Origin of the sequence: Deefgea salmonis, assembly GCF_020531905.1 — a bacterium.
In the GTDB taxonomy this organism is placed as follows: domain Bacteria; phylum Pseudomonadota; class Gammaproteobacteria; order Burkholderiales; family Chitinibacteraceae; genus Deefgea; species Deefgea salmonis.
In genome coordinates this window covers 594,331-616,848 of sequence record NZ_JAJAWG010000001.1, presented here as the reverse complement: position 1 = coordinate 616,848, position 22,518 = coordinate 594,331, and the positions used below count along the sequence as shown (strand labels likewise).

The following is a 22,518-nucleotide window of genomic DNA, read 5'->3' as shown; positions in this document are numbered from 1 at the left end:
TCATGATGCATAAATTGGGTTTGATGTGTGCTTTGTTGGCGGGCTCAGTTTGGGCTGCAGAGGTGCCGCAGCGTAATCTGGTTAATTTTGAGGCGGTGGCCAGTCGTGAAGTGGGTAATGATTTGGCAACGGCCACTTTGTTTGTTGAGCTGAGCGACACCAATCCTGCGCGCTTGGCCGAAAAAGTGAACTTGGCTTTGTCGGATGCACTGAAGGCATTAAAGCAATATCCTGCAGTACAATCGGCGGGAACCACGTATGCGACTTACCCGGTTTATGGTAATAAAAATAATAAGCAAGAAGGTTGGCGCAGTCGGGGTGAGTTGCAGTTAACGTCTCAAGATTTTTCGGCGTTGTCGCAATTGATTGGTGATTTGCAGGGCTCATCTGGATTGCAACTGGCTGGGGTGCGTTATAGCGTCTCTGATGCGGCCAAAAGTAAGGCCGAAGCACTGTTGATCGAAGAAGGTATTACCGCATTTAAACGTCGGGCCACGCTGATTCAGCGCAGTATGTCTGCCAAGGATTGGAAGCTGGTGAATATGAATATTAATACCGGTTATCGTCCAGAGCCTCGTCCAATGATGATGCGCAGTGCGCCAGTCATGGATGCGGCAATGGCGGCTGCACCAGCGCCAATCGAAAGTGGTGAAAGTCGTGTGCAAGTGAATGTGAATGGCAGTATTCAGTTGGGTGATTGATGTTGCCGATTGATTTGCAAATTAACCCCGCGTCTTTTTGGCGGCGGGGTTTTTTATTGTTGATTTTTTTGTTGGCAATTGCGGCTTGTTTGGTGCTGCAGGCTGGCTGGTCTATGGTCTTTGCGTTGTTTTTATTGGGGATCTTCCCTTTTTACTGGGTGCATATCGAAACGATTGTGCTTATTCGCGTGTGCTCGGAGGGCGGTTTTCAGTTGTTTGATGCGCAGGGTGGCGAACTGTCTGCGCACTTATTGCCAAGTAGTGTGGTGACGCCGCTGTTGATTGTTTTGCATTTTGAAGATGAGTTCAAGCATAAAATTAATTTGGTTTTGTGGCCAGACAGCGCGCCAGCTGAGTCGTTGCGGCAATGGCGGGTCTGGTTGCGCTGGGTGTGGTCAGAGCGGCGCTTGTAGTTGACGCAGCATGCAAACGGCATCTTCGCCATAAGCGGCTGGTAGTCGTGTGGAGAGTGGCTGGAAGTGATGTTTTTGCCAAAAACGATCTGCGCCCAAAACTGCAACGAGCATCACTTGCGAGAAATTGGCGCTGATTGCCCATTCTATGGCGTGTTGTATGAGTTGCTCGGCCAGCTTGTTGCCTCGGGCGTTAGGTGAAATGGCGAGATCATGAATATAAAATCGATCAGCCATTTCGGGTAAATGGCTCAGTTGTGTGTTGAGCGCCGGTGGTTTGTCGCCTAGCCAAGGATGGCAGAATAAATAGCCACTGACTTGCTCGTTGAGGGTAATGACCCAGGATGAGTAAGGGGAGAGTTGTTGCTTTTGTTGTAGTGTTTTGGCAGTTTCGATGAACGCTTGTGGGTAGCAGTCTGCTTGCAGTGTGAGGATGGCTGTAAAGTCATCTGAATGCATAAGTCGAATTTTTCGGCTAGTCATGGGTATTGTCTTGTATGCATTGGTGCTAAACGTCTTTGGTGATATACCTAAATAAAAAGGCAGCCTAGGCTGCCTTTTTATTTTAAGCTAAAACTTTATTCGAAGCGACCACCGCCACGATTACCGCTCGGCTTACCTTGGTAGCCGCCACCTGTGCTAGTGCGACGTTGGCCGTCACCACCACGGCCGGCATAGCCGCCACCGGTGTTGCTGCCGCCTTCGCGGTTGCCTTGGTAACCGCCGCCTGAGCGCGGTGCTGCTGCGCCATCACGATTGCCTTGATAGCCACCGGTGCGTGGTGCAGCGCCTTCACGGTTGCCTTGATAGCCGCCTGAACGAGGTGCTGCTGCGCCATCACGATTACCTTGGTAGCCGCCGGTGCGTGGTGCGCCATCACGGTCACGAGTTTGGCCAGTGCCGAATGAACGTTGTTCGCGTGGTTGGCCTTGGTAACCGCCATCACGGGGCGCTGAGTCGCTTGGGCGATGATGGCCTTGGTAACCCGCTTCGCCGCGTGGGTGAGTGCCTTCACTACGGCCGCCGTTGTAACCTTCGCTACGACCTGCGTCACGATCACGATTGCCTTGGTAGCCGCCGCCATCACGGTTGCCAGCGTAACCACCACTGCTGCGACCACCACTGCCGCCAGCAGGGCGACCACGGCCACCACCACTCGGACGACCACGGTCATGACCGCCGCCAGTGCCTGCACGACCAGGTTGGAAGCGTGCTTCCAAGCCTTCGATGACCTGAACGTTAAAGTCTAGATTGTATTGGCGGCGAATACGCGTCAATAAAGTAAAGTCATTTTTGGTTACCAATGATACCGCTTCACCAGTGCGACCCGCACGGCCAGTACGACCGATACGGTGAATGTAATCTTCGCAGAAGCGTGGCAAGTCAAAGTTCAGTACCAAGGTAATGCCGGCAACGTCAATACCGCGTGCGGCAACGTCAGTGGCAACCAATACATCGATATCGCCTTTGCGCAAACGATCTAAAGTGCGACGACGATCGCGCTGTGCCAAGTCACCGTGCATTGCTGCTGCGCGGAAGCCTTCCATTTTCAACCATTCTGATAATTCATCAGCGCTGATTTTGGTTGCTGTGAAGACGATGGCTTGTTGGCCGTCGTTTTTCTTGAGCAAAGCTGCGGTTAATTTTTGTTTGTGCTCGTAACCATCGGCGTAATGTACCGATTGTTCGATTTGCGCTTGCATGGTGGCTTGAGCGGCCATTTCAACCAATTTCGGTGCTTTGAGCATTGGCACGGCGAAACGTTGAACTGACTCAGTCAAGGTGGCAGAGAATAGAGCGGTTTGACGCTCTTTTGGTAGTGCATCAACAATGGCTTCAACTTCGTCAATGAAGCCCATGTCGAGCATACGATCTGCTTCGTCAAGTACAAGCATTTCAAGGCGTTTGAAGTCAATGCGGCCACTGCGCATCAAATCAGTCAAGCGACCTGGCGTTGCAACCAATACTTCGTAAGGTTGCGACAATAATTTATTTTGTACTGGGTAAGGTACGCCACCGACAACCGTCACGACTTTGCAGCGTGGAATGTTGCGGCACAAATCAGTTGCTACTTTTGATACTTGCTCAGCGAGTTCGCGAGTCGGTGTCAAAACGAGGATACGTGGGCCACGGGCAGTGTGTTTTGCTTCTTTAGTCAGGCGGTGCAGCGCAGGCAGCAAGAAGGCGGCTGTTTTACCAGTACCGGTTTGCGCTGAAGCCATCACGTCGTTACCAGCGAGTAATTCTGGAATCGATGCCGCTTGAATCGGAGTCGGCGTATTAAAGCCTTGTGCGGCTAAAATGTCAGTCAGTTGCGAGGCAAGGCCTAGTTCTACAAAAGCATTAGGCGTGGTTGTTTCAGGCGCAGTGGTGTGCGGCATTGAGTTGTCCTTGTAAGGTATCGGGCTGGAAAATCCAGCGCAGCATCGACGCCAACCAGGAACAACCGCTTTATCAATAGCACGCGGGAATAAGGTTAGAGGCGATGACGGGGCTAACGAGTATCGTGCGCTAAAACTAGAGGCACGGATGAAGGAGGCGAATTATGCCGACTTATTGCCAATTATGCAACATATTTGTTTTGATTGTTTGAATACTCACACAATAACTGTTAGGCAGTGGGATAAATGGGTACTTTTCTCAGGAAATCTCGCAAAACACGTTGTTCAATTTGTGCGCGCAAGCCCAGTGGCGCTGGCAGTTGTAGCTGTAGTCCGATGAATTCGATTTCATCGAGAATCAGGCGAACACGTGGCTCTTGCAGTGGGGTGTCCATCACATAGTCGCTTGAAATCTCTTTGGCGTGTTGTGCCAATTGGTCCATGTACTCCGAAATAATCTCACGGCCACACTTTAACAACACGGTTTCAGCCAGTTCCCAGTCGGCATCTCGCGTTACATTGATATGAATGGTTTGTATTGCAAAATTACCCATCATGGTTTCATTGTAAACGGGGTTGCCAAACAGCATCGAATTAGGAATTTTAATGCCGCGCCCAACTGTGCCTTTGTGGTGATCGGCACGGCTTGATTCGACCAGCGTGGTGGAGATTAAATTGATATCGAGTACTTGCCCTTTAATGCCGGCAATTTCAATGCGATCACCCACTTCGTAGACATGGCTACTGGTGCGATAAATAGAGCCGAGCATGCATAGAATCACTTCTTTAGTGGCCAGCACAAAGGCGGCAGCAACGGCAATTAAGGAAACGGCAAAGGCTTGAATTTCATTGCCCCAGATTAAAATAATGCCGAGAACAAAAAAGCCCAGTGCAATATTGCGCAAGCTAACCAGCCAACGACGCTTAATTTCTACCGACAGATCGTTGCGATGCAAAATGGTGGAGCGAATTGCGGCGCGCATTGAAACGATGCCGATCAGTAAAAACAGCGTGAATAGCGCATCGCGCAATGTTGAGCGATCAAGTAAAAATGGCAGTGAGTGCTCAATGAATTGATTCATGGGTATATCTATGGCCCCCTTTGTGCAAATAATCTTGATGGCTATACCATACGATATTCTTGAAGTTGCGAGCAATGCATTGTTACCATTTGCTTGCCGGTTTAGATGGATTGCGCTTAGTTGGTGTAGGTATGGCGTAAATAAAGGTACGCCAATAAGGAGCCGATTGCCGCGCCAATCGTATTGGCCAGCATGTCGTACACATCAAAGCTGCGCCACGTTGTGCAAGCTTGAGCAAATTCAACGGCAACGCCCATTAAACTGGCAAGCAGCCAAGCTCGTCGTGGTTGCTGCCAAATCAGTTGGGCTAAACCAGCCAGAATGGCGTAGCCAATAAAGTGCTCTATTTTATCGCCATGATTGCCACTGCTTGGTGGTCCGAGCGGAATTAAAGAGCCGATCCAGATGCACGCCATCCACAGATAAAAGGCAATGCGTAAATACGCTTTATCGCTAGAGAGTTTCATTGTTGGCCTGATTTTATAAGGATTAAGACCGCGCCAGCGCTGCCTTGAAATGGATTGGCTTGGGCAAAAGCCAATACTTCGGGCATTTGGACCAGCCAATTTTTGAGTTTGAGCTTAAGTACCGGAATCCCATCGACTGAGCTGATGCCTTTGCCGTGGATGATGCGCGCACAGCGGAGTCGTCGTTGCTGGCAATGAGACAAAAATTGTGCCACTTGGCTGCGTGCTGAATCGATGTTTTCGCCATGCAAATCAAGCTCGGCTTCGACGCGCCAATCGCCGCGTTTGAGTTTACGCAGGGTGTCGAGTTTTTGACCCGGTTTCATATGCATGAGTTCTTCGCCCGCTTCGAGCTCATCCCACGGCCAAAAATCGCTCATTGTGTCATTTAAAATCGGGCTGGCAACGTGTAAGCCTTTGGGCCAAGGACTCGGCATTGGGCGTGTATGTTGCACTGTTGCTGGGCTGGGTAAAGCTTGTACGCCTTTCATCGCCGCTAAAAATAGCGCGTGATCTGTTTCTGGTACGGGCTTTGTCTTTGCTGCGATTTGTAAATGGGGCGTTTTTTTTGCCTCACGTAGTTTTTTACGTAAGTGCTTTAGCTGTTGCGTTGTTGCTTTATCCATATCGGCACTTCGAATCATCGTAGAATGTCATTTTGTATTTTAACTGTGTTTAATCATGCTAGAAAAAATTCGCTTAGATAAGTGGTTGTGGGCCGCGCGATTTTTTAAAACCCGCTCATGCGCCGCGCGTGCGATTGAAGCCGGACATGTACATCACCAAGGTCAGCGCGCTAAATGCGCTTTACCACTTAAAATCGGTGATTTGATCAAAGTGCAGGCTGCGCACGGGGTGTTTGAAGTGCATATCGTGCAATTGAGTCAGCAGCGCGGATCGGCGGAAACAGCGCGAACTTTATATCAAGAAACACCAGAAAGTAGCGTTCGGCGTGAACGAGATCGGTACGCACAGCAATTACAACCGCATTTTAACCATCCTGACATCAAGGGCCGCCCAAGTAAAAAATGGCGGCGTCAATTGCAGCAAGCGATGGATCGCCAAGAACCATAGTTAATGCGCGGTGCTGGGGAGGGTGTGTGCAACTTTGGACGCCAGTGTGACTAGCGCTTGGTTGTGCGCAACAATCAGCGCATCGATGCTGTCATCACTTGCCAGTTCATGGATGATCTCGTGCTGGGTGCTAATGCTTTTAAAATCTCGATCCAAAAAAGTCCATTGCACTTCAAGTGTAATGCCTTGATTGGGTACGGATTCAAAGCGAAGCACTTGCATCGATATCGTGAGCTCGGTGTTTTTAGCCGGCAGTTGCGGCCAAGTATTGATGCTGGGGTTTTGGCTGAGGCGCGTTAGATTGAGCGCCAGCACACTGAGGATTTGATCTTTAAGAGGCGACGCCCAGAGGCGTTGCTCAAGCAATGTCACTTGTTGTGGCGTTTTTTGGATAACAATGGGCGGCCGATCGACGCTGGCAGGGATATGGATTGGGTTGATGTAAATGTTTCTGGCGGTTTGCCATTGCACATTGGGCTTTGCTGCTGCGCTCAGCGTGTAAAAATATTCTTTCGGACTGCTGCAGCCCGTCAGTGAAAGCAAGAATGCGGCGATAAAAAAGATGTAGCGCGATGGTTTTATTGTCATGGTTGATCTGCCTTACGACCTTGAATGAGTGCCTCTGGATGACGAGTTAGATAGTCCGATAGCGCACGCAATGATTGTGCTGCCTTGCTGAGCTCTTGCAGTGTTTGATCTAAATTTTGCTGTACTGGTGATTCTGGTTGCAAGGTGGTTTGTACTTGTTTAAATGCCCCTTGTGCACTGCTTAACGTGCCTTTGGCTTCGGGTACTAGCTCTTGATCAATTTTTTGAATTAATGTATTGCTTGATGCGAGCGTTTGTTGCAGCATTTTAAGTGTTTGATCTGCATTTTGGCCCATCGATTGCAGTGGGATTTGATCCATCTTTTTCACGATGGATGCAATTCGCTCCTGAATTTCATTCAAGCTGCTGTTTACGCTTGGCATTTGCGGCGGATTGCTGGCCCAATTAATTTTCGCTTTTTTGGCATTTGGCGCGTAATCCAGTGCGATATAAAGCTGCCCAGTGATTAGGTTGCTAGTTCGCATTTGAGCACGCATGCCGTTTTCGACTAAGCGATTAATGATTTTTTTCTGATCGGCCAAGCTGAGCACTTGATTGTCATCGGTTTGCAAATTACGGAAACGTTCTGGGTAAATGGCAATGGTAATGGGCAGCTCAATATCGGATTTGTTTTTAGCCAAAACTAATTTAATCGATTGTACTTCGCCCACTTGGATGCCGCGAAAATCAACTGCAGCGCCGACTGAAAGACCGCGGACCGAGTCTTTAAAGTGAATCACAAAGGGAAGCTTGTAGCTATCACTGCTTTTCATTGCCGCAGCTTTATTATCGGCCAATAAAAAGCTGCTGCGTGCTTTGGCAACTTCACCAGGGTCTTCGCCTGGTGGCGATTGGAATGCTAAGCCACCGATAACAACGGATGCTAATGATTGTGTTTCAATGCTCAGTCCGTTGCTATTGAGTGCGACGTCAAAACCGCTGGCATGCCAGAAACGGCTATTCTCAGTTACAAATTGATCGTAAGGCGCGTGGACAAAAATCGAAACGGAAATAAACTCGCCGCTTGGGTCAAGCTTAAATGATGTGACTTCACCGACTTGTAAACGACGAAAGAAAATCGGCGTGCCATTACTAATTGAGCCCATATTTTGAGCTTTAAGGGTGAATTCTCTGCCCGGCTGATTGGAGGTAATGACCGGTTGAGTTTCTAAACCGGTAAAAAATCGTTTGCTATCGGGTTTGCGGGTGGGGTCCAGTGCAATATATGAGCCAGAAAGCAAGGTGCCTAAGCCAGAGACCGTACCACCTGAGATTAAGGGGCGAACAACCCAAAATCGTGATTGCTCACCTAATAAACTATCGCTGCCATGGGTCATTTCGGCCGTTACTTTCACACGCTGATGATCTTGGCTTAATGCCACGCTGCTAACCGTACCAATCACTACATCTTTATATTTGACCTTGGTTTTTCCCGATTCCAGACCATCTGCACTATTAAATTCAATGGTGATGGTCGGCCCTTTGTGCAAAAGCGCTTGGACACCAATCCAACCGGCCGCCAGAGCGGCAATGAAAGGGATGAGCCAAATTAAGGTGGGGCGTATCCGTTTGGGCTTGATTTTGGCCTGTGCGAACGGGCTATTATTGGTGTCGCTGGTTGCTAGCGTAGGATCTGAATCAGTCATTGTCTTTGTCTTGTTCGTTCGATGGTAAATCCCAGATCAATCTAGGATCAAATGAAAGTGCTGCCAACATGGTGCAAATCACCACTAAAGCAAAAGCGATCGCGCCAGGGCCCGCGGTGACAGAGGCAATTGAGCCAAAACGTACCAGTCCGACCATGAGTGCGGTGACAAAAATATCCAGCATCGACCAGCGACCAATCAACTCAACAATCCGAAATAGCCGTGCTCTTTCTAGATTTCGCCATTGTTTTTTGCGGCCAGCCGTCCACGCTAGCAAGGTTAAGATCAGCAATTTAAGAACGGGGATGGTAATGCTGGCAGCAAACACCAAAATGGCCAGCGGCCAAGAGCCCGAAGTCCATAAATAAAAGACGCCACTTAAAATCGTGTCTTTTTCATTACTAAGAATAGAACTGGTATTCATTACCGGCAGTAAATTAGCCGGAATATATAAAATATACGCGGCAATAATAAATGCCCAAGTTCGCTGTAGGCTATTGGGTTTGCGATCATGAAGCCGTGTTTGGCAGCGTGGGCAAAATTGAACAGGGCTAATCTGTTTTGAGAGTAGGCCGCATTGTTGGCAGTTCAATAGGCGCAGCGCGCTGGCGGTAATTGATTTAGTCATTATTGGGGGGCGGACTTAATAGCTGCCAAATTTTCTTTGGATTGAAGGTAGATAATGTGGCTGTTAATAGCAGCATGAGTATCGCAATCGACCAGAGCGCAATATCGGGCTCAATGCGAGCCATGCCCATGAGTTTACTGAGCGAAATCAAAATGCCGAGCATAAAGACTTCGATCATGCTCCATGGGTGTAGGGTATTGAATACTTTCATCGGCAAAATAATAAACTGAGGACGTTTGCCCCGTGCAATCGGCAGCAATAAGTACATCAAGATCAGTAACTGCAATGCTGGGGTGAGGATGGTGGTGACGATGATAATGACAGATAAATACCACATGCCTTGCTGATAGAGCGTATTGGCCGCACCAAAAATGGAACACGAAATACTTTCGCTACCAATTTGTAGCGTTAAGATCGGAAAGGCATTGGCGAGCAACAACATGACAAAAGCGGCAATGGCTAAAGCTAAGGTGCGTGAAACGCTGTGATTGATTTGTTTAAATAAGACGGCCTGGCAGCGCGGGCAAAGTGCCGTGCTGTTGGTGTTGTCTGCTTGTTGAAGTTGCGGTGCTTGAATGAGCAAGTCGCATTCTGTGCAAGCAATAAGTGCTTGAGTATCGTAATTCAAGGGAGTCTTTGTTTCCGCCGAGATGACTTTAGATACTAATAGAGCGATTGCCGTGTTGCAAGGTACTTTCTGGCAATTAAAATCCCATTTTTACCCGGTTTTTTTGATTTTTAATACAGCATGGCGTGCAAAAAATAGATAGAAATCAATAAAAAAACGGTGCAATTGATGCACCGTTTTTTTATTTAAATGCAGCGTAATTATTTGCCGAAATATTTATTTTGTATTTTTTGATAACTGCCATCGGCTTTAATGCCTGCTAGGCCGGCATTAATTTCGTTAAGTAATTGGGTGTTGCCTTTACGTACGGCGATGCCGTAGTGCTCAACTTCAAAGCTGGTGTCGTCGATTAAACGAAACTTTTGCTTTGGATTGTTGACTAGGTAGTTTCTCACAACGGCGTTATCGGCAACGACCGCGTTCACGCCACTATTACTTAATTCAGACAGCGCTAAAGTGATGTTTTCATAGCGGCGAATATCAGGGTTGGTTTTGCCAAATTGTTTTTGCACCACGGTATCACCGGTAGTGCCATTTTGTACGCCGACTTTTTTGCCTTTCAGGTCGCTAAATTGTTTGATTGGGCTGTTTTCTTTCACCACAATCAATTGCTTGGCGTCAAAATAAGGTGCTGAAAAATCCATGCTTTTTTGGCGTTCAGGGGTGATGGTCACCGCCGCAATTACAATGTCGCGCTCGCCATTGTTAAGGCTAACAAATAGGCCTTCCCATGGTGTGTTGTTCATTTTAACTTTGAAGCCTTGCTTGGCGGCGATGGCTTTAATGATGTCAGCGTCAAAACCAACGATTTCGCGGTTTTTGCTTAGCGATTCAAATGGCGCAAAAGTGGCGTCGGTGGCAACGGTATAGGTTTTTTCAGCCACAGCTGGCATCGCGATGATGGCGGCAGATAGTCCGATACAGCTAATGATTGTTTTTAGTTTAAGCATGGTGTCTCCCTGAGTTGGCTTACCTTCGAATGCACCGATTTAAACAACAGTTCGGCGCAAGAAAGGCGTCATTATGTCATCGAAATTGCGCGCTGTTTGATCTTTGTCACTATTGCCGCTAGGCCATTGCCACGGCTGGCCGATAAAAATCGATGCAGACCAAGTTGATTGAGCCAAGCGTTAAAGTCAAATTGCTGAATTTCTTCAGCACTGCGGCCATGATAAGCCGCCAAAATCAAGGTAAGCAGCCCTTTGATGATTTTCGAATCGCTGTCGGCGGCGATGTCATAGCGGCCATTGCGAAGCGCAATCAGCAACCAAACTTGGCTTTCACAGCCGGTAACTCGGTACTGGTCGCTGCGAAGCTCAGTAGGAAATTCAGGCAATGCTTTGGCCAGCTGCACCAGTAAACGACTTTTACCTTCCCAGCCCTGTGCATGAGAGAGGCGGTGGCTTAAATCATCAAGGCTGATGGCGTTGTCTTGCAGGCTAATGCCAAATGGGTGTTGCGGAAAAATCATGATTCACTCAATACATCTAAAGTCTGCTGCAGGCTATTTAAAAAAACGCTCACATCGTGGGTCGTGTTATAGGCGGCAAATGAAGCGCGCAAAGTGCCGCTTAAGCCCAGCGATTGCAGTAAAGGTTGCGCGCAATGATGACCAACTCGAACGGCGATGTGCTGGTGATCGAGAAACTGGGCGACGTCATACGGATGCGCATCGATAAAAGTCATCGATGTGATGGCCGCTTTATTGGCGCTTTGGCCGTGTACCTTGACTGCAGGCATCTGGGCTAGCCCCGCTTCAAGTTGCTGGCGCAGCGCGATTTCATGGGCGGCGAGCGCAATGCGGTCGTGTTGATTGAGCCAATTGAGCGCGGCAGCGAGGCCGACCGCTTGTGCAATCGGCGGCGTACCCGCTTCAAAGCGATAGGGTGCTGCGGCATACGTGGTTTGCGCAAATGACACGGTTGCAATCATTTCTCCGCCGCCTTGCCAAGGGGGTATCTCATTCAAGAGCTTAGCATGCGCCCAGAGTACGCCAATACCCGTAGGGCCATAGATTTTGTGACCCGAAAACACATAAAAGTCAGCGCCGATTGCTTGCACATCGATCACGCTATGGGCGATGGCTTGTGCGCCATCAACCAGCACTTTTGCGCCATATTGATGGGCTTGCTGGCAAATCCATTGCACTGGCTGAATGCTGCCGATGGCATTGGACACTTGGCTGACTGCGACTAACTTGGTTTTGTTCGATAGCAAGCTTAAAAAATGTGTTAAATCCAGCGCGCCTTGCGCATCAAGCTGGATGATTTTTAACGTCAGACCACGGCGCTCCGCCAGCATTTGCCACGGCACAATATTGGCGTGATGCTCGAGTGTCGATAGGATGATCTCATCGCCTGCGGCCAATGTGTTGCCCCAAGTATTGGCGACCAAATTGATGGCTTCGGTGCTGCCACGCGTAAACACAATTTCATCGTCACTGGCGGCATGGATAAATTGCGCAACGGTATGCCGAGCGCTTTCAAAAGCTTCGGTGGCCGCAGTGGCTAAGCGATGCGCGCCGCGATGTACATTGGCATTGTGATGCTCATAATAAAAACGCTCCGCATCGAGCACCGCCAGCGGTTTTTGCTGTGTTGCGGCATTGTCTAAATAGATCAGTTCGGGATAGTGATTAAAAATCGGGAACTGTTTTTTGAAGGTAAGTGCGTCAAACATGGTGTTTGCCTGAAGAACAGCTGGCAGCTTGGACTGGCAATTGTATAATGCGCCATGCCCTATAAACAGCCTATTTCTATATTACTTGTCATTCATACGCCGGATTTGCAGATTTTATTGCTCGAGCGCTGTGATTTTGCTGGCGCTTGGCAATCGGTAACCGGCAGCTGCGAAGCCAATGAATCCCTGATTGATACTGCCGTGCGTGAACTGTTTGAAGAGACCGGTTTGCAAGTCAGTGCCGATGCAGTGCGCGATTGGCAACACGCCAGTGAGTTTGAAATCTTTGCGCGCTGGCGGCATCGTTATGCGCCGGGGGTCACGCACAATACCGAGCATGTTTTTAGTGTTGCGGTGCCCAGCGGCAGTCCGGTAACGCTTTCCCCGCGTGAACACACCCAATATCGTTGGGTGGGCTTGGATGAAGCCATCGAGATGGTGTTTTCTCCTTCTAATGCCGATGCATTGCAGCAGTTACCAAGTCGGCTTAAGTCTTAGTCAGACTGTTATTGGCAATTCAAATTGCGGCCATCTGCTTTTGTTGCGCGAGATTTAATCCTGCGCTTCTTGCTCGTCAATTCAGTGCCAATTTATGGCCTGACTTAAACTGTTAGTCGTTTTGTGTTCAGTAATGCCCCGTACAAGAGATGGGTTTACTTGCTGATTGCTGACAAAGCTGCGATATTGCATCAACTTGTTGTGTTGCATCATGGCGCGTACTGTGGGTTGTTGGTTTGATTGGCGCGGCTTTGATTTTGTCGATTTGAGCATGAGGAAGAGGGTATGGGTCTAGGATCGTTTATTTATAATCAGTTCATCGACATACTGCAGTGGAATGAAGATGAAGATGGCGTATTGGCTTACCGCTTCCCGCAGGCCAATTGTGAAATCCAATATGGCGCTAGTCTCACGGTGCGCGAATCACAAATGGCGGTGTTTTTAAATGAAGGCCAATTTGCGGATGTATTTGGCCCTGGTCGATATACGCTGACCACGCGCACTTTGCCGCTGCTGACGGCGCTTAAAAACTGGGACAAATTATTTCAGTCGCCATTTAAGTCTGATGTGTATTTTATGAGTACGCGTTTGCAACTAGGCCGCAAGTGGGGCACGCCGCAGCCGATTACTTTGCGAGACGCTGATTTTGGCATGATTCGCATGCGCGCTTTTGGCGTTTATGCCTATCAAATTGTCGACCCGCAGCTGTTTTTTAGTCAAATTAGCGGCACACGCGATGTTTATACTTGCGATGATGTAGAGCTGCAGTTGCGTAATGATGTGGTTGCAACAATGACGCAGGTTTTAGCTAGTTCCGACGTGCCTTTTTTGGATATGGCGAGTCATCAAGGCTTAATGGCCGAGCGCATTGGCGCTGCACTGCGTTCGCAATTTGCGCAATACGGACTGCTGCTCGATACCTTTACGCTAGAAAACATCTCTTTACCCGATGAATTACAAAAAGCCCTAGATAACAAAATCGCAATGCAGATGATTGGGGATTTAGGCGCATTTAGCCAATATCAAGCCGCGCAATCAATGGTGCTCGCCGCGCAAAACGACAGTGGCTTGGCTGGGTTGGGCGTGGGTTTAGGCGCGGGTGTTGCGGCTGGCCAAGTGATGGCATCGGCGCTCAATTCTGCGCTGGCGCCAACTGCGCAGCCCAATCGGGCGGCTGAACTGGCTGATGGCGCCAGCCATACCGATGTTGCAAATTCATCCCCCCAAATGAGCGCGCCGCAATTGCAGTTGCAACAATTAAAATCCTTGCTGGCGCAAGACTTGATTACCGTGGCCGATTACGATGCTGCTAAAGCGGCGGTGCTTAAAAAACTGATTGCCGGTGATGAGGGTTGAGATCGCTGGTGCTGTGATTGGGTGACTGATAAAGGGGAATGTATATGGGCTTACAAGGATCTTGTGCGTGTAAAACAGTGCGGTATGCAGTCGATGAGTTGGCGACGCCGATTTCGCACTGCCATTGCCAAACTTGCCGTAAAACGCATGCGGCGGCATTTAATTCAGCGGCAGGCGTGCGCCCTGAGCAATTTCGTTGGCTCGCTGGCGAGGCAGCGCTAAGTCAATATGCTTCGTCAGCGGATAAAGTGCGTTATTTTTGCTCGCAATGCGGCAGCCATCTATTGGCGAAAAAAATCGGTAAGCCAATGTGGGTGCTACGCGTGGCCACTTTAGATGACGATCCAAGTTTGCGTGCTAACCAGCATATTTGGACATCGCACGATGTGCCTTGGCTGAATTTTGTCGATTTGCCCGAGTACGCGCAATGGGCCGAGCCTCGTTAAAGTGACAGACAATAAAAAACCGGCATTGCCGGTTTTTTATTGTGCTTAGCGCATTGCATCGCATTATTTTTCAGTGTGCTGAATATGATGCACGGTGCGTTGCGGATAAGGAATTGAGATCTTGGCCGCATCAAAGGCTTTTTTGATATTTTCTGTCGTATCAAAAAACACCGGCCAGTAATGTTCGCTATTGGTCCAAATTCGAACCGTGAAGTTGACCGAGCTGTCGCCTAGCGATGAAACCACCACCAGCGGCGCAGGGTCTTCATGAATGCGCGAATCTTGCTTGAGTACCGATAAAATCACAGTGCGGGTGTGATCGATATCGTCGTCATAACCCACACCAAAAACAAAATCGACGCGGCGGGTGGACATAGCGGAGTAATTAGTCAGGTTGCCATTGGCTAATGGCCCGTTGGGGATGACGATGAGTTTGTTGTCGGGTGTGCGTAAACGTGTAGTAAAAATTTGAATGCCTTCAACCGTGCCGGCTTGACCTTGCGCCTCAATATAGTCACCAGCTTTAAAGGGTTTAAACATCAAAATCAGTACGCCACCGGCAAAATTACTCAAACTACCTTGCAGTGCCAAACCAATGGCTAAACCAGCAGCGCCTAAAATCGCAATAAATGACGTGGTTTCAATGCCGATCATTGATGCGGCACTAATGAGTAGTAGTGCTTTTAATGCAACATTGGCCAGACTGCCCAAAAAATGCTTGAGTGTGGCTTCGACATTGCTGCGCGTTAGCATTGTTTCTAATAATTGAGTGGCAATACCAATCAGTTTCCAGCCAATAAATAGCGCAATCAGTGCCGATATTAATTTAGGTGCATAGCTAATTGCTTGTGTTTGCAATAGATCAATCCAATTCATTCGGTGGGCTTTTATTTAAAGTGAATCATGTATTTGAGTGTCGCAGAAATAAATCAATAACCGAAGCGGATAAATTACCCTTTATAAGGGCAATAATGCACATGAGCGATGGCGTCGATATTATTAAATTGACGGCGTAAATATTACGCCGTCATCAATAAAGCACACGATATCGTGTGCTTTAATTTTAATTTCGATTCATTATTTCACTTCATCCCAAGCAGAAGACCAGTCTGAACCAACACCGGGCTCGTAGTGCGTGGCGCTAGTTGACCATTGTGAGCAGTAACCACTGTATGGGAACGGCTTGCAGCGATAGGTTTTGCCGTTTTTGTTTTGTTTTACCAAAGTGCCCGCTTGATAAGACTTGATCGACGCAGGGAATACAAAATCATATTGCCCACCCGCCGTGGCGTCGTTAAACATCATGTCGAGCGTTTGTTGCACATAAGCGCCGCCATTTTTTGGGGTGCCTTTCACCACCAGTTGATGATGGCCAGCTTTTACATTACTTAACGCCATGGTAAAGGTTTTGTTGCTGTTGTTCAGGCTGGCTTCGCTTTGGCCTTGGGCAACGCCACCGTGGTTGTAAACCGTATTGATGACGTTTAAATCGCCTTGCGCTGCGACATTAAAAGTAAGACTGACTTTGCCATCTTGGATGGTGTATTCGCTCGCGAGATTGCTCACTTGAACGCTATTGACCAAAGGGGGTTGTTTTTGCTCAATCTGAATCTCAACCCGGCTTAAGCCACTACTGGTTTTAAGGTAAATCGGGTTTAAGCCATACACAGGACCAAATTGACCATCGCTGGCTTTTTGTCCAGCACGAATGTGCTGTTGTTCTTGATTGATTTTGCTCGCTAGCGCGTGCGCCCAATTATTGCGCAGGCCTTGGGTGCTATTGGCAATGGTGAGTGCGGTTTGCAATTGAGGGCGTTCGCCGTTTTGGTCAAAAACCCGCGTCATCACCCGGTCACCCGATTTTAGATCCACTGAGGGGTGGATGCTGCCGCCTTGACGCCAGTCGGGAGCGGGTTGTCCGCCATTGTCGTCAAACATCACGTCGACCACATTGTAAAAACTATTGACGGTGTCGCCAACTTCCCATACGCCCAAAATCACTTGATAGCCGGTGCGCTGCGGTACGGTGCAAAGGTGGCTGGTTTGTGGGTTCGGCTTTTGCATGCCGCCGTCGACCTCACAAAAAGGCTTAAGGTCAAATGCCGCGCGAGTCAGTGGCTGATTCGGGTTCCAGTCTTGTTGGGTGATGTAGTAGCGCCAATTGCGCGTGGTGTGATTGGCGGTAAAGAACCAGCTCATGTTTTGTGGACCAGCTTTGATGTCGCGCTTGGTCCAGCGATCGCTGGTTTGTGCATCTAATTCCGAGAACTGAATATGGCCGGCGCTGGCAATTTTGCCGTCGGCGGGGCCCTGGGCTGGAAATCCAGACGGGGCTTCGATGCTTTGTGGCTCCCATTGCACGGCCCCGCATTGGCTATTGCCGCCAATTTTGCAGAGATAGCCGCGTGAGGTGGGCTCAGTCATGTAACCGTGAGCGAATGCGCCGGTGCTGGCCGATAGCAAGCAGGTCGTGGTAAGGAGGTGCAAAGTAAAATTGCGAGTCATTCAGAGGAAACCTTTGATGAGAGGGGAGGTGTTAAGTCAAGGATGTAGCCGATGGTTTGATCGGCTTAAAATTGTTCAATAACTGGGGGAAGGCCGTTATCTTGATGGGCGCTGCTGGGGTGTGCGCTGTGCTTGCGGTTGCCCATCTCTCCCGCGACGGGGTTGGCGACGACGGGGGTCGGGGTGCTCTCTGTCGTGGATGGTGCGGAGTCTTCGCCACTTGAGCAGGCGCTGAGTATGGTCAGCGCCAATAGCGGAATGAGTGGCTTTAATTGCATTGAATGCCCTGTAAAAATGAGTCGAATGTATGAAGTGTTGTTCGTCCTGTGTTGGTGCTCAAGGATCGAAGTGCTGGGGGGATTGTAAGGGAGTGCTTGTAAGTGTTGGTGTTAATATTTACCGCAAATAAAAGAATTGACGTGAGTTTTTTGCTGTAAGTAAGTCGATGATGCTTGTTTTTGCTGGTGTTTATTAAAGCTTGGAATTTATAGGCTTTAAATTAATGTGCTTTCTATAATTTGACGGGGCTGATCTTGTTGATACGGATCAATATTGCCGTTTGATGATTCAGTTATTTTTTAATAAGTAGCTGCAAATTTGCGTTTTATTTGTCTGGAATTATTGTATTTGGCAAGGTCGCTAATTTGATTGGTTTGATTTTTATTCTGGTATTGCCGATATTTGTCGATAGAAAATTGGCAAGGCAAGTTTATCTATTTGTTTGCAGATAAAAATATACACAAAAATTGATCGGTAAAAGTTAACTGAAATATTTTATTGTGGCGAGGATAATTAATCCTAATGGTTTTGCTGCGTATTTTTCGTTAGCATTAATTTGAAATTCATTCGTTGAAATGGTTGTAAAAAATGACAGAAGTAACAACAGAAAAAAGTTGCAAAAGTGAGTGGAAGAAACTACTGCTATTGGCTTTTGTAGGTTTGCCGATTGCGATGTTGGGTGCGATTGCAAGCTATGGTTTGATTGTGCGCTTATTGCAGATTTTTTTAATCGGCTTGCCGGGCGCGTAAAGCGAGATTGTTATCTCGCTTTTTTGTTTTGATGAATTGGATTTGTTTATGAAAAAAATGTGGATCTGGCTACGGAATTTGTTTTGTAAGCCAGCAGCCAAGATTGGTCTTGGTGTTTTGGTAACGGTGGGTTTTATCGCCGGTATTTTAGCGTGGCAAGGCTTTAACGCCGGTATGGCGGCGACCAATACGGAAGAATTCTGTGTTAGCTGCCACACCATGCATCAGAACCAAGAAGAACTTAAAGAAACCGTGCATTGGAGTAATCGTTCTGGCGTTCGTGCCAAGTGTTCTGATTGCCATGTGCCGCATGACTTTACCGATAAAATGGCACGCAAGATTCAAGCCAGTGTTGAGGTTTGGTCGCATCTGACTGGCAAAATCGATACACCAGAAAAATTTGAAGCTAATCGTGCTCGCTTAGCGCAAAACGAGTGGGATCGCTTTAAGGCCAATGGCTCAAAAGAATGCCGTACTTGCCATGATTACAACAGCATGGACTTTGAAAAAATGCGCGAAACGTCGCGTGAAGCGATGCGCGGTGCGGCAGAGCGGAATCAAAGTTGTGTCGATTGCCATCAAGGAATTGCGCACAAAAAACCAGCAAAAACCGACACCCGTAATCCAGCATTTGATGGCTTGATTCAAGCTGCAGGCAATGAGAGCGTAAAAGTCGGTGGCACTTACTTTAATGTCTATCCGCGTGAATTGTACTTGGATGAAGCCATGAGCAAAGTGGCGGGTAAGTTGGAAGTTGGTGCGCCAGTTAAGGTGCTGCAAGAGAAGGGCGACGCGCAGCAAGTGGAAGTTTCGGCTTGGCGTAAGAGCAAAGGCTTTGGCCGAGTTTGGTATGGCCATTTTGCTAAAAACATTACCGTTGCCACGCTAGAAAAAACCGTTGCGCAAGACAAGCAATTGGTGAAAGTGCAAGAAAGTAAAGAAGATCCAAATACCGGTTTGATTTGGCAAAAATCGTCCGCCACATTCTGGATTAAGAAAGGCGAAGTGGTGGCCAGCACCGATCCTATCTGGTCAGTGGCCAAAGACAGTTACAAAAATAGCTGCAGTGTTTGCCATAAGCAGCCGGACGAAGCGCATTTTGATGCAAATACCTGGCCGGGGTTATTTGGTGGGATGGTCGGTTTTACTAGCATGGATAAAGATACCCAAGGCTTAGTACTGAAGTACCTACAAAATAATTCGTCTGATTTTAAAAAACCTAGCCACTAAGAATAAGCTCATGACTCAGAACTCACGCCGTGTATTTTTAAAGGGTTTGTCGCTAGCCTCAGTGGCTGCGTTAGTAAGCCCTAGTTTATTACTCTCTCGCCAAAGCGAGGCCAAAGCGGCTGCCGTTACCGGCAGTGGTCCCGATTGGAAAATCACCGGTTCACACTGGGGCGCAATCCGTGCCCGGGTTGCCGGTGGCAAAGTGGTTGAAGTCAAAGCCTTTGAATTTGACAAATACCCGACCGAAATGATTCAAGGCATTATTGGTTTGATTTACAGCCCATCGCGGATTCGTTATCCAATGGTGCGTTTAGATTGGCTCAAAAAGGGTCATAAAAGTGACACCACCCAACGCGGTGACAATCGCTTTGTCCGTGTGACTTGGGACCAAGCTTTAGATCTGTTTTATTCGGAATTAGAGCGGGTGCAAACCAGCTATGGTCCGTGGGCGATGCACACCGGTTTGGTCGGTTGGCGTCAGACTGGGCAATTTCATACCTGCGGCAATCACATGTTGCGGGCGATGAATATGCACGGGCATACGATTTCCACCGCTGGGGATTATTCGACCGGTGCTGGGCAGGTGATCTTGCCGTACGTATTGGGCTCGACTGAAGTGTATTCACAAGGCACTTCGTGGGAAATCATTCTTAAAGAAAGTAAAACCGTTATCTTTTGGGCCAGCGATCCGGTTAAAAACTTGCAAGTGGGTTGGAATTGCGAAACGCATGAATCGTTCGCCTACCTTGAGCAATTGAAAAACAAGATCGCCAAAAAAGAAATTCGCGTGATTAGCATTGATCCGGTGAAGAGCAAAACGCAAAACTATCTAGGCTGCGAAAAGCAATACGTCAATCCATTGACGGATGTGGCCTTGATGATGGGTTTGGCGCATACGCTGTATACCGAGAAACTCCATGACCAGCAATTCCTTGATGCGTATACCCTCGGTTTTGAGAAATTCTTGCCTTATTTATTGGGTCAAGGCGCAGACAAAACCGCCAAAACCCCTGAATGGGCCGAGAAGATTTGCGGCGTAAAAGCGCAGCAAATCCGTGAATTGGCGCGCTTGATGGCCAGCGGTCGCACGCAGCTGATTTTTGGCTGGGCGGTGCAGCGTCAGCAGCATGGTGAGCAACCGTATTGGATGGGTGCGGTATTAGCGGCGATGTTGGGACAAATTGGTTTGCCAGGTGGCGGGATTAGTTATGCCCATCACTATAGCTCGATTGGCGTACCGTCTTCGGGCGCTGCGATGCCAGGTTCTTTCCCTTTGAATTTAGATCCGGGTAAAAAACCGAAATACACCAACACCGATTATAAAGGCTATAGCCCAATGATTCCGTGCGCTCGAGCGATCGACGCATTGCTAGAACCTGGTAAGGTGATTGATTACAACGGCCAGAAAGTTAAATTGCCACCGTATAAAATGGCGGTGTATAGCGGTTGCAATCAATGGCACCGTCAGCAAGACCGTAACAAGATGAAAAAAGCTTTCCATCGCCTCGAGACCGTGGTGGCGGTTGATTACACCTGGACGGCAACCTGTCGTTTTGCCGATATCGTATTGCCGGCGTGTACGCAGTTCGAGCGTAATGATATTGACGCGTATGGTTCATACAGCGGTCGTGGTGTGATTGCGATGCAAAAACTGGTTGATCCACTGTTTAGTTCAAAAACGGACTTTGAAATTTTCCGTGGCTTAACGCAGCGTTTTGGTCGCGATAAAGAATACAGCCGCAGTATGGATGAAATGCAATGGCTGGCATTCTTGTACGAAAACTGTCGAAAAGAAAACGGTAGTAAATTCCCAATGCCACCGTTTAAAGAATTCTGGGCGAAAGGATTTGTATTATTTCCGGCGGGTAAACCGTGGGTGCGCCATGCGGATTTCCGTGAAGACGCCGAACTCAACGCCTTGGGTACGCCATCGGGCTTTATTGAAATCTTTAGCCGCAAAATCGCCAGCTACAATTACGCCGATTGCCCGGGGCATCCGGTGTGGATGGAAAAAAGCGAGCGCTCGCACGGTGGTCCGAATTCAAAACGCTACCCATTGTGGATGCAATCGGTTCACCCGGATAAACGCTTGCATTCGCAAATGTGTGACTCGGAACCGATGCGGGCAACGTATGCCATTCAAGGCCGCGAGCCTTTGTTTATGAGTCCAGAAGACGCACGTCAACGTGGTATTAAACATGGCGATTTGGTTCGGGTGTTTAACGATCGTGGTCAAGCCTTGGTGGGCGCGCATGTGTCTAATGACTACCCGAAAGGCGTGGTGCGTTTGCAAGAAGGGGCATGGTATGGCCCAACCGGCCCAGAAATCGGTGCGCTCGATACCTATGGCGATCCCAATACCATGACGCAAGATATTGGTACGTCGAGCTTGGCACAAGCGATTAGTGCCAATACCTGCGTGGTCGAAGTTGAAAAATACAAAGGTAAAGCCCCCGCAGTGACTGCGTTTGGTGGCCCAGCTGAGGTGATGCCGAAATGAATGCAAGCACAGTAACATCGGAACAAACAGCAGCGGCACCCGCCGATCAACGTGCGGCTTTATATGCTTGGTTTGCCACGCTCTATGCCCGTGAATTGACTGAAGCGCAGCTACAAATTTGGTTTTCCGGTGCTGCTGAGCCGCTATTTGATGTGTTGGCGCAGGCGGGATTTGCGGTTGAAGTGACGCAGCTGCAAGGGTCGATCAATGCTTTACGTGATCTGCCCGATGCCCAACTTGAATTGGCGGCGGATTACACCATGTGTTTTTTGTTAGACGTTAAAAGCAGTGCTTTGCCATATGCTTCTTGTTATGTTGGTGAGCATAAAACGCTGTTTGGTCCAGAAGAAAAAGCCATGCGTGAAAAGCTTGAGTTCTATGGCCTTGGCTTAGATAGTGCCTATCCTGAAGCGGCCGATCATTTGGCGATTCAACTGGAGTTGTTGTCATGGCTGGCCATGGCGGGCAAAGCGCAGGACGAGCAAGAGATGGTGGCGTCTTTGCTGCGCTGGGTGCCGATGTTTAGCGAGAAATGCCAAACGATACATACGCAAGTGGCGTTTTATCCGGCATTGAGCCGTTTGCTATGCGGCATCTTGCAAGCGGAGGCGGGTACATCCTTGGAGTAAGGTAAGGATGGTGGCTGTACTAAAAATAAAAGGGGTCA

24 protein-coding genes are annotated in these 22,518 nt (G+C 48.5%); 10 read left to right on the top strand and 14 right to left on the bottom strand.

Annotated elements, in window-relative coordinates; all coding sequences use genetic code 11:
* Window positions 1–2: 2 nt before the first annotated feature.
* Window positions 3–701 carry an SIMPL domain-containing protein gene (locus LG219_RS02740; protein WP_226763011.1) on the top strand — a complete coding sequence of 233 codons (699 nt, stop codon included), beginning with the start codon at window positions 3–5 and terminating at the stop codon, window positions 699–701.
* The gene (locus LG219_RS02735) at window positions 701–1,114 is read left to right on the top strand and encodes a protein YgfX (protein ID WP_226763010.1); all 414 of its coding nucleotides are present in this window, start codon (window positions 701–703) and stop codon (window positions 1,112–1,114) included. Before LG219_RS02740 ends, LG219_RS02735 begins: the two co-directional genes overlap by 1 nt.
* Here LG219_RS02735 and LG219_RS02730 read toward each other — a convergent pair.
* The 5 genes from LG219_RS02730 to LG219_RS02710 form a co-directional block, all read right to left on the bottom strand.
* Entirely contained in the window at window positions 1,097–1,597 is a 501-nt protein-coding gene (locus LG219_RS02730; RefSeq protein WP_226763009.1) for a GNAT family N-acetyltransferase, read from the bottom strand. The two genes, LG219_RS02735 and LG219_RS02730, sit on opposite strands and share 18 nt — an antisense overlap.
* Before the next feature lie 95 nt (window positions 1,598–1,692).
* Window positions 1,693–3,495, bottom strand: a complete 1,803-nt coding sequence (locus tag LG219_RS02725) for a DEAD/DEAH box helicase (protein WP_226763008.1) — start codon at window positions 3,493–3,495, stop codon at window positions 1,693–1,695.
* Between the two features lie 230 nt (window positions 3,496–3,725).
* On the bottom strand, window positions 3,726–4,577 hold the full coding sequence (locus LG219_RS02720; protein ID WP_226763007.1) for a mechanosensitive ion channel family protein: 852 nt from the start codon (window positions 4,575–4,577) through the stop codon (window positions 3,726–3,728).
* A gap of 116 nt (window positions 4,578–4,693) precedes the next feature.
* A complete protein-coding gene (locus tag LG219_RS02715) occupies window positions 4,694–5,044 on the bottom strand; it encodes a VanZ family protein (RefSeq protein ID WP_226763006.1) in 351 nt (116 codons plus the stop codon).
* Window positions 5,041–5,688, bottom strand: coding sequence for a Smr/MutS family protein (locus LG219_RS02710; protein ID WP_226763005.1), 648 nt, complete (start codon window positions 5,686–5,688; stop codon window positions 5,041–5,043). Before LG219_RS02710 ends, LG219_RS02715 begins: the two co-directional genes overlap by 4 nt.
* Before the next feature lie 37 nt (window positions 5,689–5,725).
* On the opposite strand from LG219_RS02710, the gene LG219_RS02705 reads away from it, so the two are divergent.
* A complete protein-coding gene (locus tag LG219_RS02705) occupies window positions 5,726–6,118 on the top strand; it encodes an RNA-binding S4 domain-containing protein (protein ID WP_226763004.1) in 393 nt (130 codons plus the stop codon).
* Here LG219_RS02705 and LG219_RS02700 read toward each other — a convergent pair whose 3' ends face one another.
* The 7 genes from LG219_RS02700 to LG219_RS02670 all read right to left on the bottom strand — a co-directional run bounded on the left by LG219_RS02700 (window position 6,119) and on the right by LG219_RS02670 (window position 12,287).
* Window positions 6,119–6,706, bottom strand: coding sequence for a PqiC family protein (locus tag LG219_RS02700; protein WP_226763003.1), 588 nt, complete (start codon window positions 6,704–6,706; stop codon window positions 6,119–6,121).
* The gene (locus tag LG219_RS02695) at window positions 6,703–8,352 is read right to left on the bottom strand and encodes a PqiB family protein (protein ID WP_226763002.1); all 1,650 of its coding nucleotides are present in this window, start codon (window positions 8,350–8,352) and stop codon (window positions 6,703–6,705) included. Before LG219_RS02695 ends, LG219_RS02700 begins: the two co-directional genes overlap by 4 nt.
* Window positions 8,345–8,980, bottom strand: a complete 636-nt coding sequence (locus LG219_RS02690; RefSeq protein ID WP_226763001.1) for a paraquat-inducible protein A — start codon at window positions 8,978–8,980, stop codon at window positions 8,345–8,347. Before LG219_RS02690 ends, LG219_RS02695 begins: the two co-directional genes overlap by 8 nt.
* Window positions 8,973–9,563 carry a paraquat-inducible protein A gene (locus tag LG219_RS02685; RefSeq protein ID WP_226763000.1) on the bottom strand — a complete coding sequence of 197 codons (591 nt, stop codon included), beginning with the start codon at window positions 9,561–9,563 and terminating at the stop codon, window positions 8,973–8,975. The genes LG219_RS02690 and LG219_RS02685 overlap by 8 nt, the downstream gene beginning before the upstream one ends.
* 245 nt (window positions 9,564–9,808) lie before the next feature.
* Entirely contained in the window at window positions 9,809–10,558 is a 750-nt protein-coding gene (locus LG219_RS02680) for a basic amino acid ABC transporter substrate-binding protein (RefSeq protein ID WP_226762999.1), read from the bottom strand.
* A 71-nt stretch (window positions 10,559–10,629) separates the two neighbouring features.
* Entirely contained in the window at window positions 10,630–11,079 is a 450-nt protein-coding gene (locus tag LG219_RS02675; RefSeq protein ID WP_226762998.1) for a SufE family protein, read from the bottom strand.
* A complete protein-coding gene (locus LG219_RS02670) occupies window positions 11,076–12,287 on the bottom strand; it encodes a cysteine desulfurase (protein WP_226762997.1) in 1,212 nt (403 codons plus the stop codon). Before LG219_RS02670 ends, LG219_RS02675 begins: the two co-directional genes overlap by 4 nt.
* Before the next feature lie 54 nt (window positions 12,288–12,341).
* Here LG219_RS02670 and nudB point away from each other — a divergent pair, with 54 nt between their 5' ends.
* The 3 genes from nudB to LG219_RS02655 all read left to right on the top strand — a co-directional run bounded on the left by nudB (window position 12,342) and on the right by LG219_RS02655 (window position 14,587).
* Window positions 12,342–12,785, top strand: a complete 444-nt coding sequence (nudB, locus tag LG219_RS02665) for a dihydroneopterin triphosphate diphosphatase (RefSeq protein WP_226762996.1) — start codon at window positions 12,342–12,344, stop codon at window positions 12,783–12,785.
* 285 nt (window positions 12,786–13,070) lie between these two features.
* Window positions 13,071–14,141 (top strand): SPFH domain-containing protein, encoded by a 1,071-nt coding sequence (locus LG219_RS02660; protein WP_226762995.1) that lies wholly within the window; start codon window positions 13,071–13,073, stop codon window positions 14,139–14,141.
* A 44-nt stretch (window positions 14,142–14,185) separates the two neighbouring features.
* Window positions 14,186–14,587, top strand: coding sequence for a GFA family protein (locus LG219_RS02655; RefSeq protein ID WP_226762994.1), 402 nt, complete (start codon window positions 14,186–14,188; stop codon window positions 14,585–14,587).
* Between the two features lie 63 nt (window positions 14,588–14,650).
* Here LG219_RS02655 and LG219_RS02650 read toward each other — a convergent pair whose 3' ends face one another.
* Together LG219_RS02650 and gbpA are read right to left on the bottom strand one after the other, a co-directional pair.
* On the bottom strand, window positions 14,651–15,463 hold the full coding sequence (locus LG219_RS02650) for a mechanosensitive ion channel family protein (RefSeq protein ID WP_226762993.1): 813 nt from the start codon (window positions 15,461–15,463) through the stop codon (window positions 14,651–14,653).
* A gap of 201 nt (window positions 15,464–15,664) precedes the next feature.
* Window positions 15,665–17,092 (bottom strand): N-acetylglucosamine-binding protein GbpA, encoded by a 1,428-nt coding sequence (gbpA, locus tag LG219_RS02645; RefSeq protein ID WP_226762992.1) that lies wholly within the window; start codon window positions 17,090–17,092, stop codon window positions 15,665–15,667.
* An 867-nt stretch (window positions 17,093–17,959) separates the two neighbouring features.
* Here gbpA and LG219_RS02640 point away from each other — a divergent pair.
* From LG219_RS02640 to torD, 4 genes are read left to right on the top strand one after another with little or no spacing between them, the layout of a single operon-like run.
* Window positions 17,960–18,121, top strand: coding sequence for a hypothetical protein (locus LG219_RS02640; RefSeq protein WP_226762991.1), 162 nt, complete (start codon window positions 17,960–17,962; stop codon window positions 18,119–18,121).
* Window positions 18,122–18,169: 48 nt separating this feature from the next.
* Window positions 18,170–19,351 carry a pentaheme c-type cytochrome TorC gene (gene torC / locus LG219_RS02635; protein ID WP_226762990.1) on the top strand — a complete coding sequence of 394 codons (1,182 nt, stop codon included), beginning with the start codon at window positions 18,170–18,172 and terminating at the stop codon, window positions 19,349–19,351.
* Window positions 19,352–19,361: 10 nt separating this feature from the next.
* On the top strand, window positions 19,362–21,851 hold the full coding sequence (gene torA / locus LG219_RS02630; protein WP_226762989.1) for a trimethylamine-N-oxide reductase TorA: 2,490 nt from the start codon (window positions 19,362–19,364) through the stop codon (window positions 21,849–21,851).
* The gene (gene torD, locus LG219_RS02625; RefSeq protein ID WP_226762988.1) at window positions 21,848–22,480 is read left to right on the top strand and encodes a molecular chaperone TorD; all 633 of its coding nucleotides are present in this window, start codon (window positions 21,848–21,850) and stop codon (window positions 22,478–22,480) included. The genes torA and torD overlap by 4 nt, the downstream gene beginning before the upstream one ends.
* Window positions 22,481–22,518: the final 38 nt, after the last annotated feature.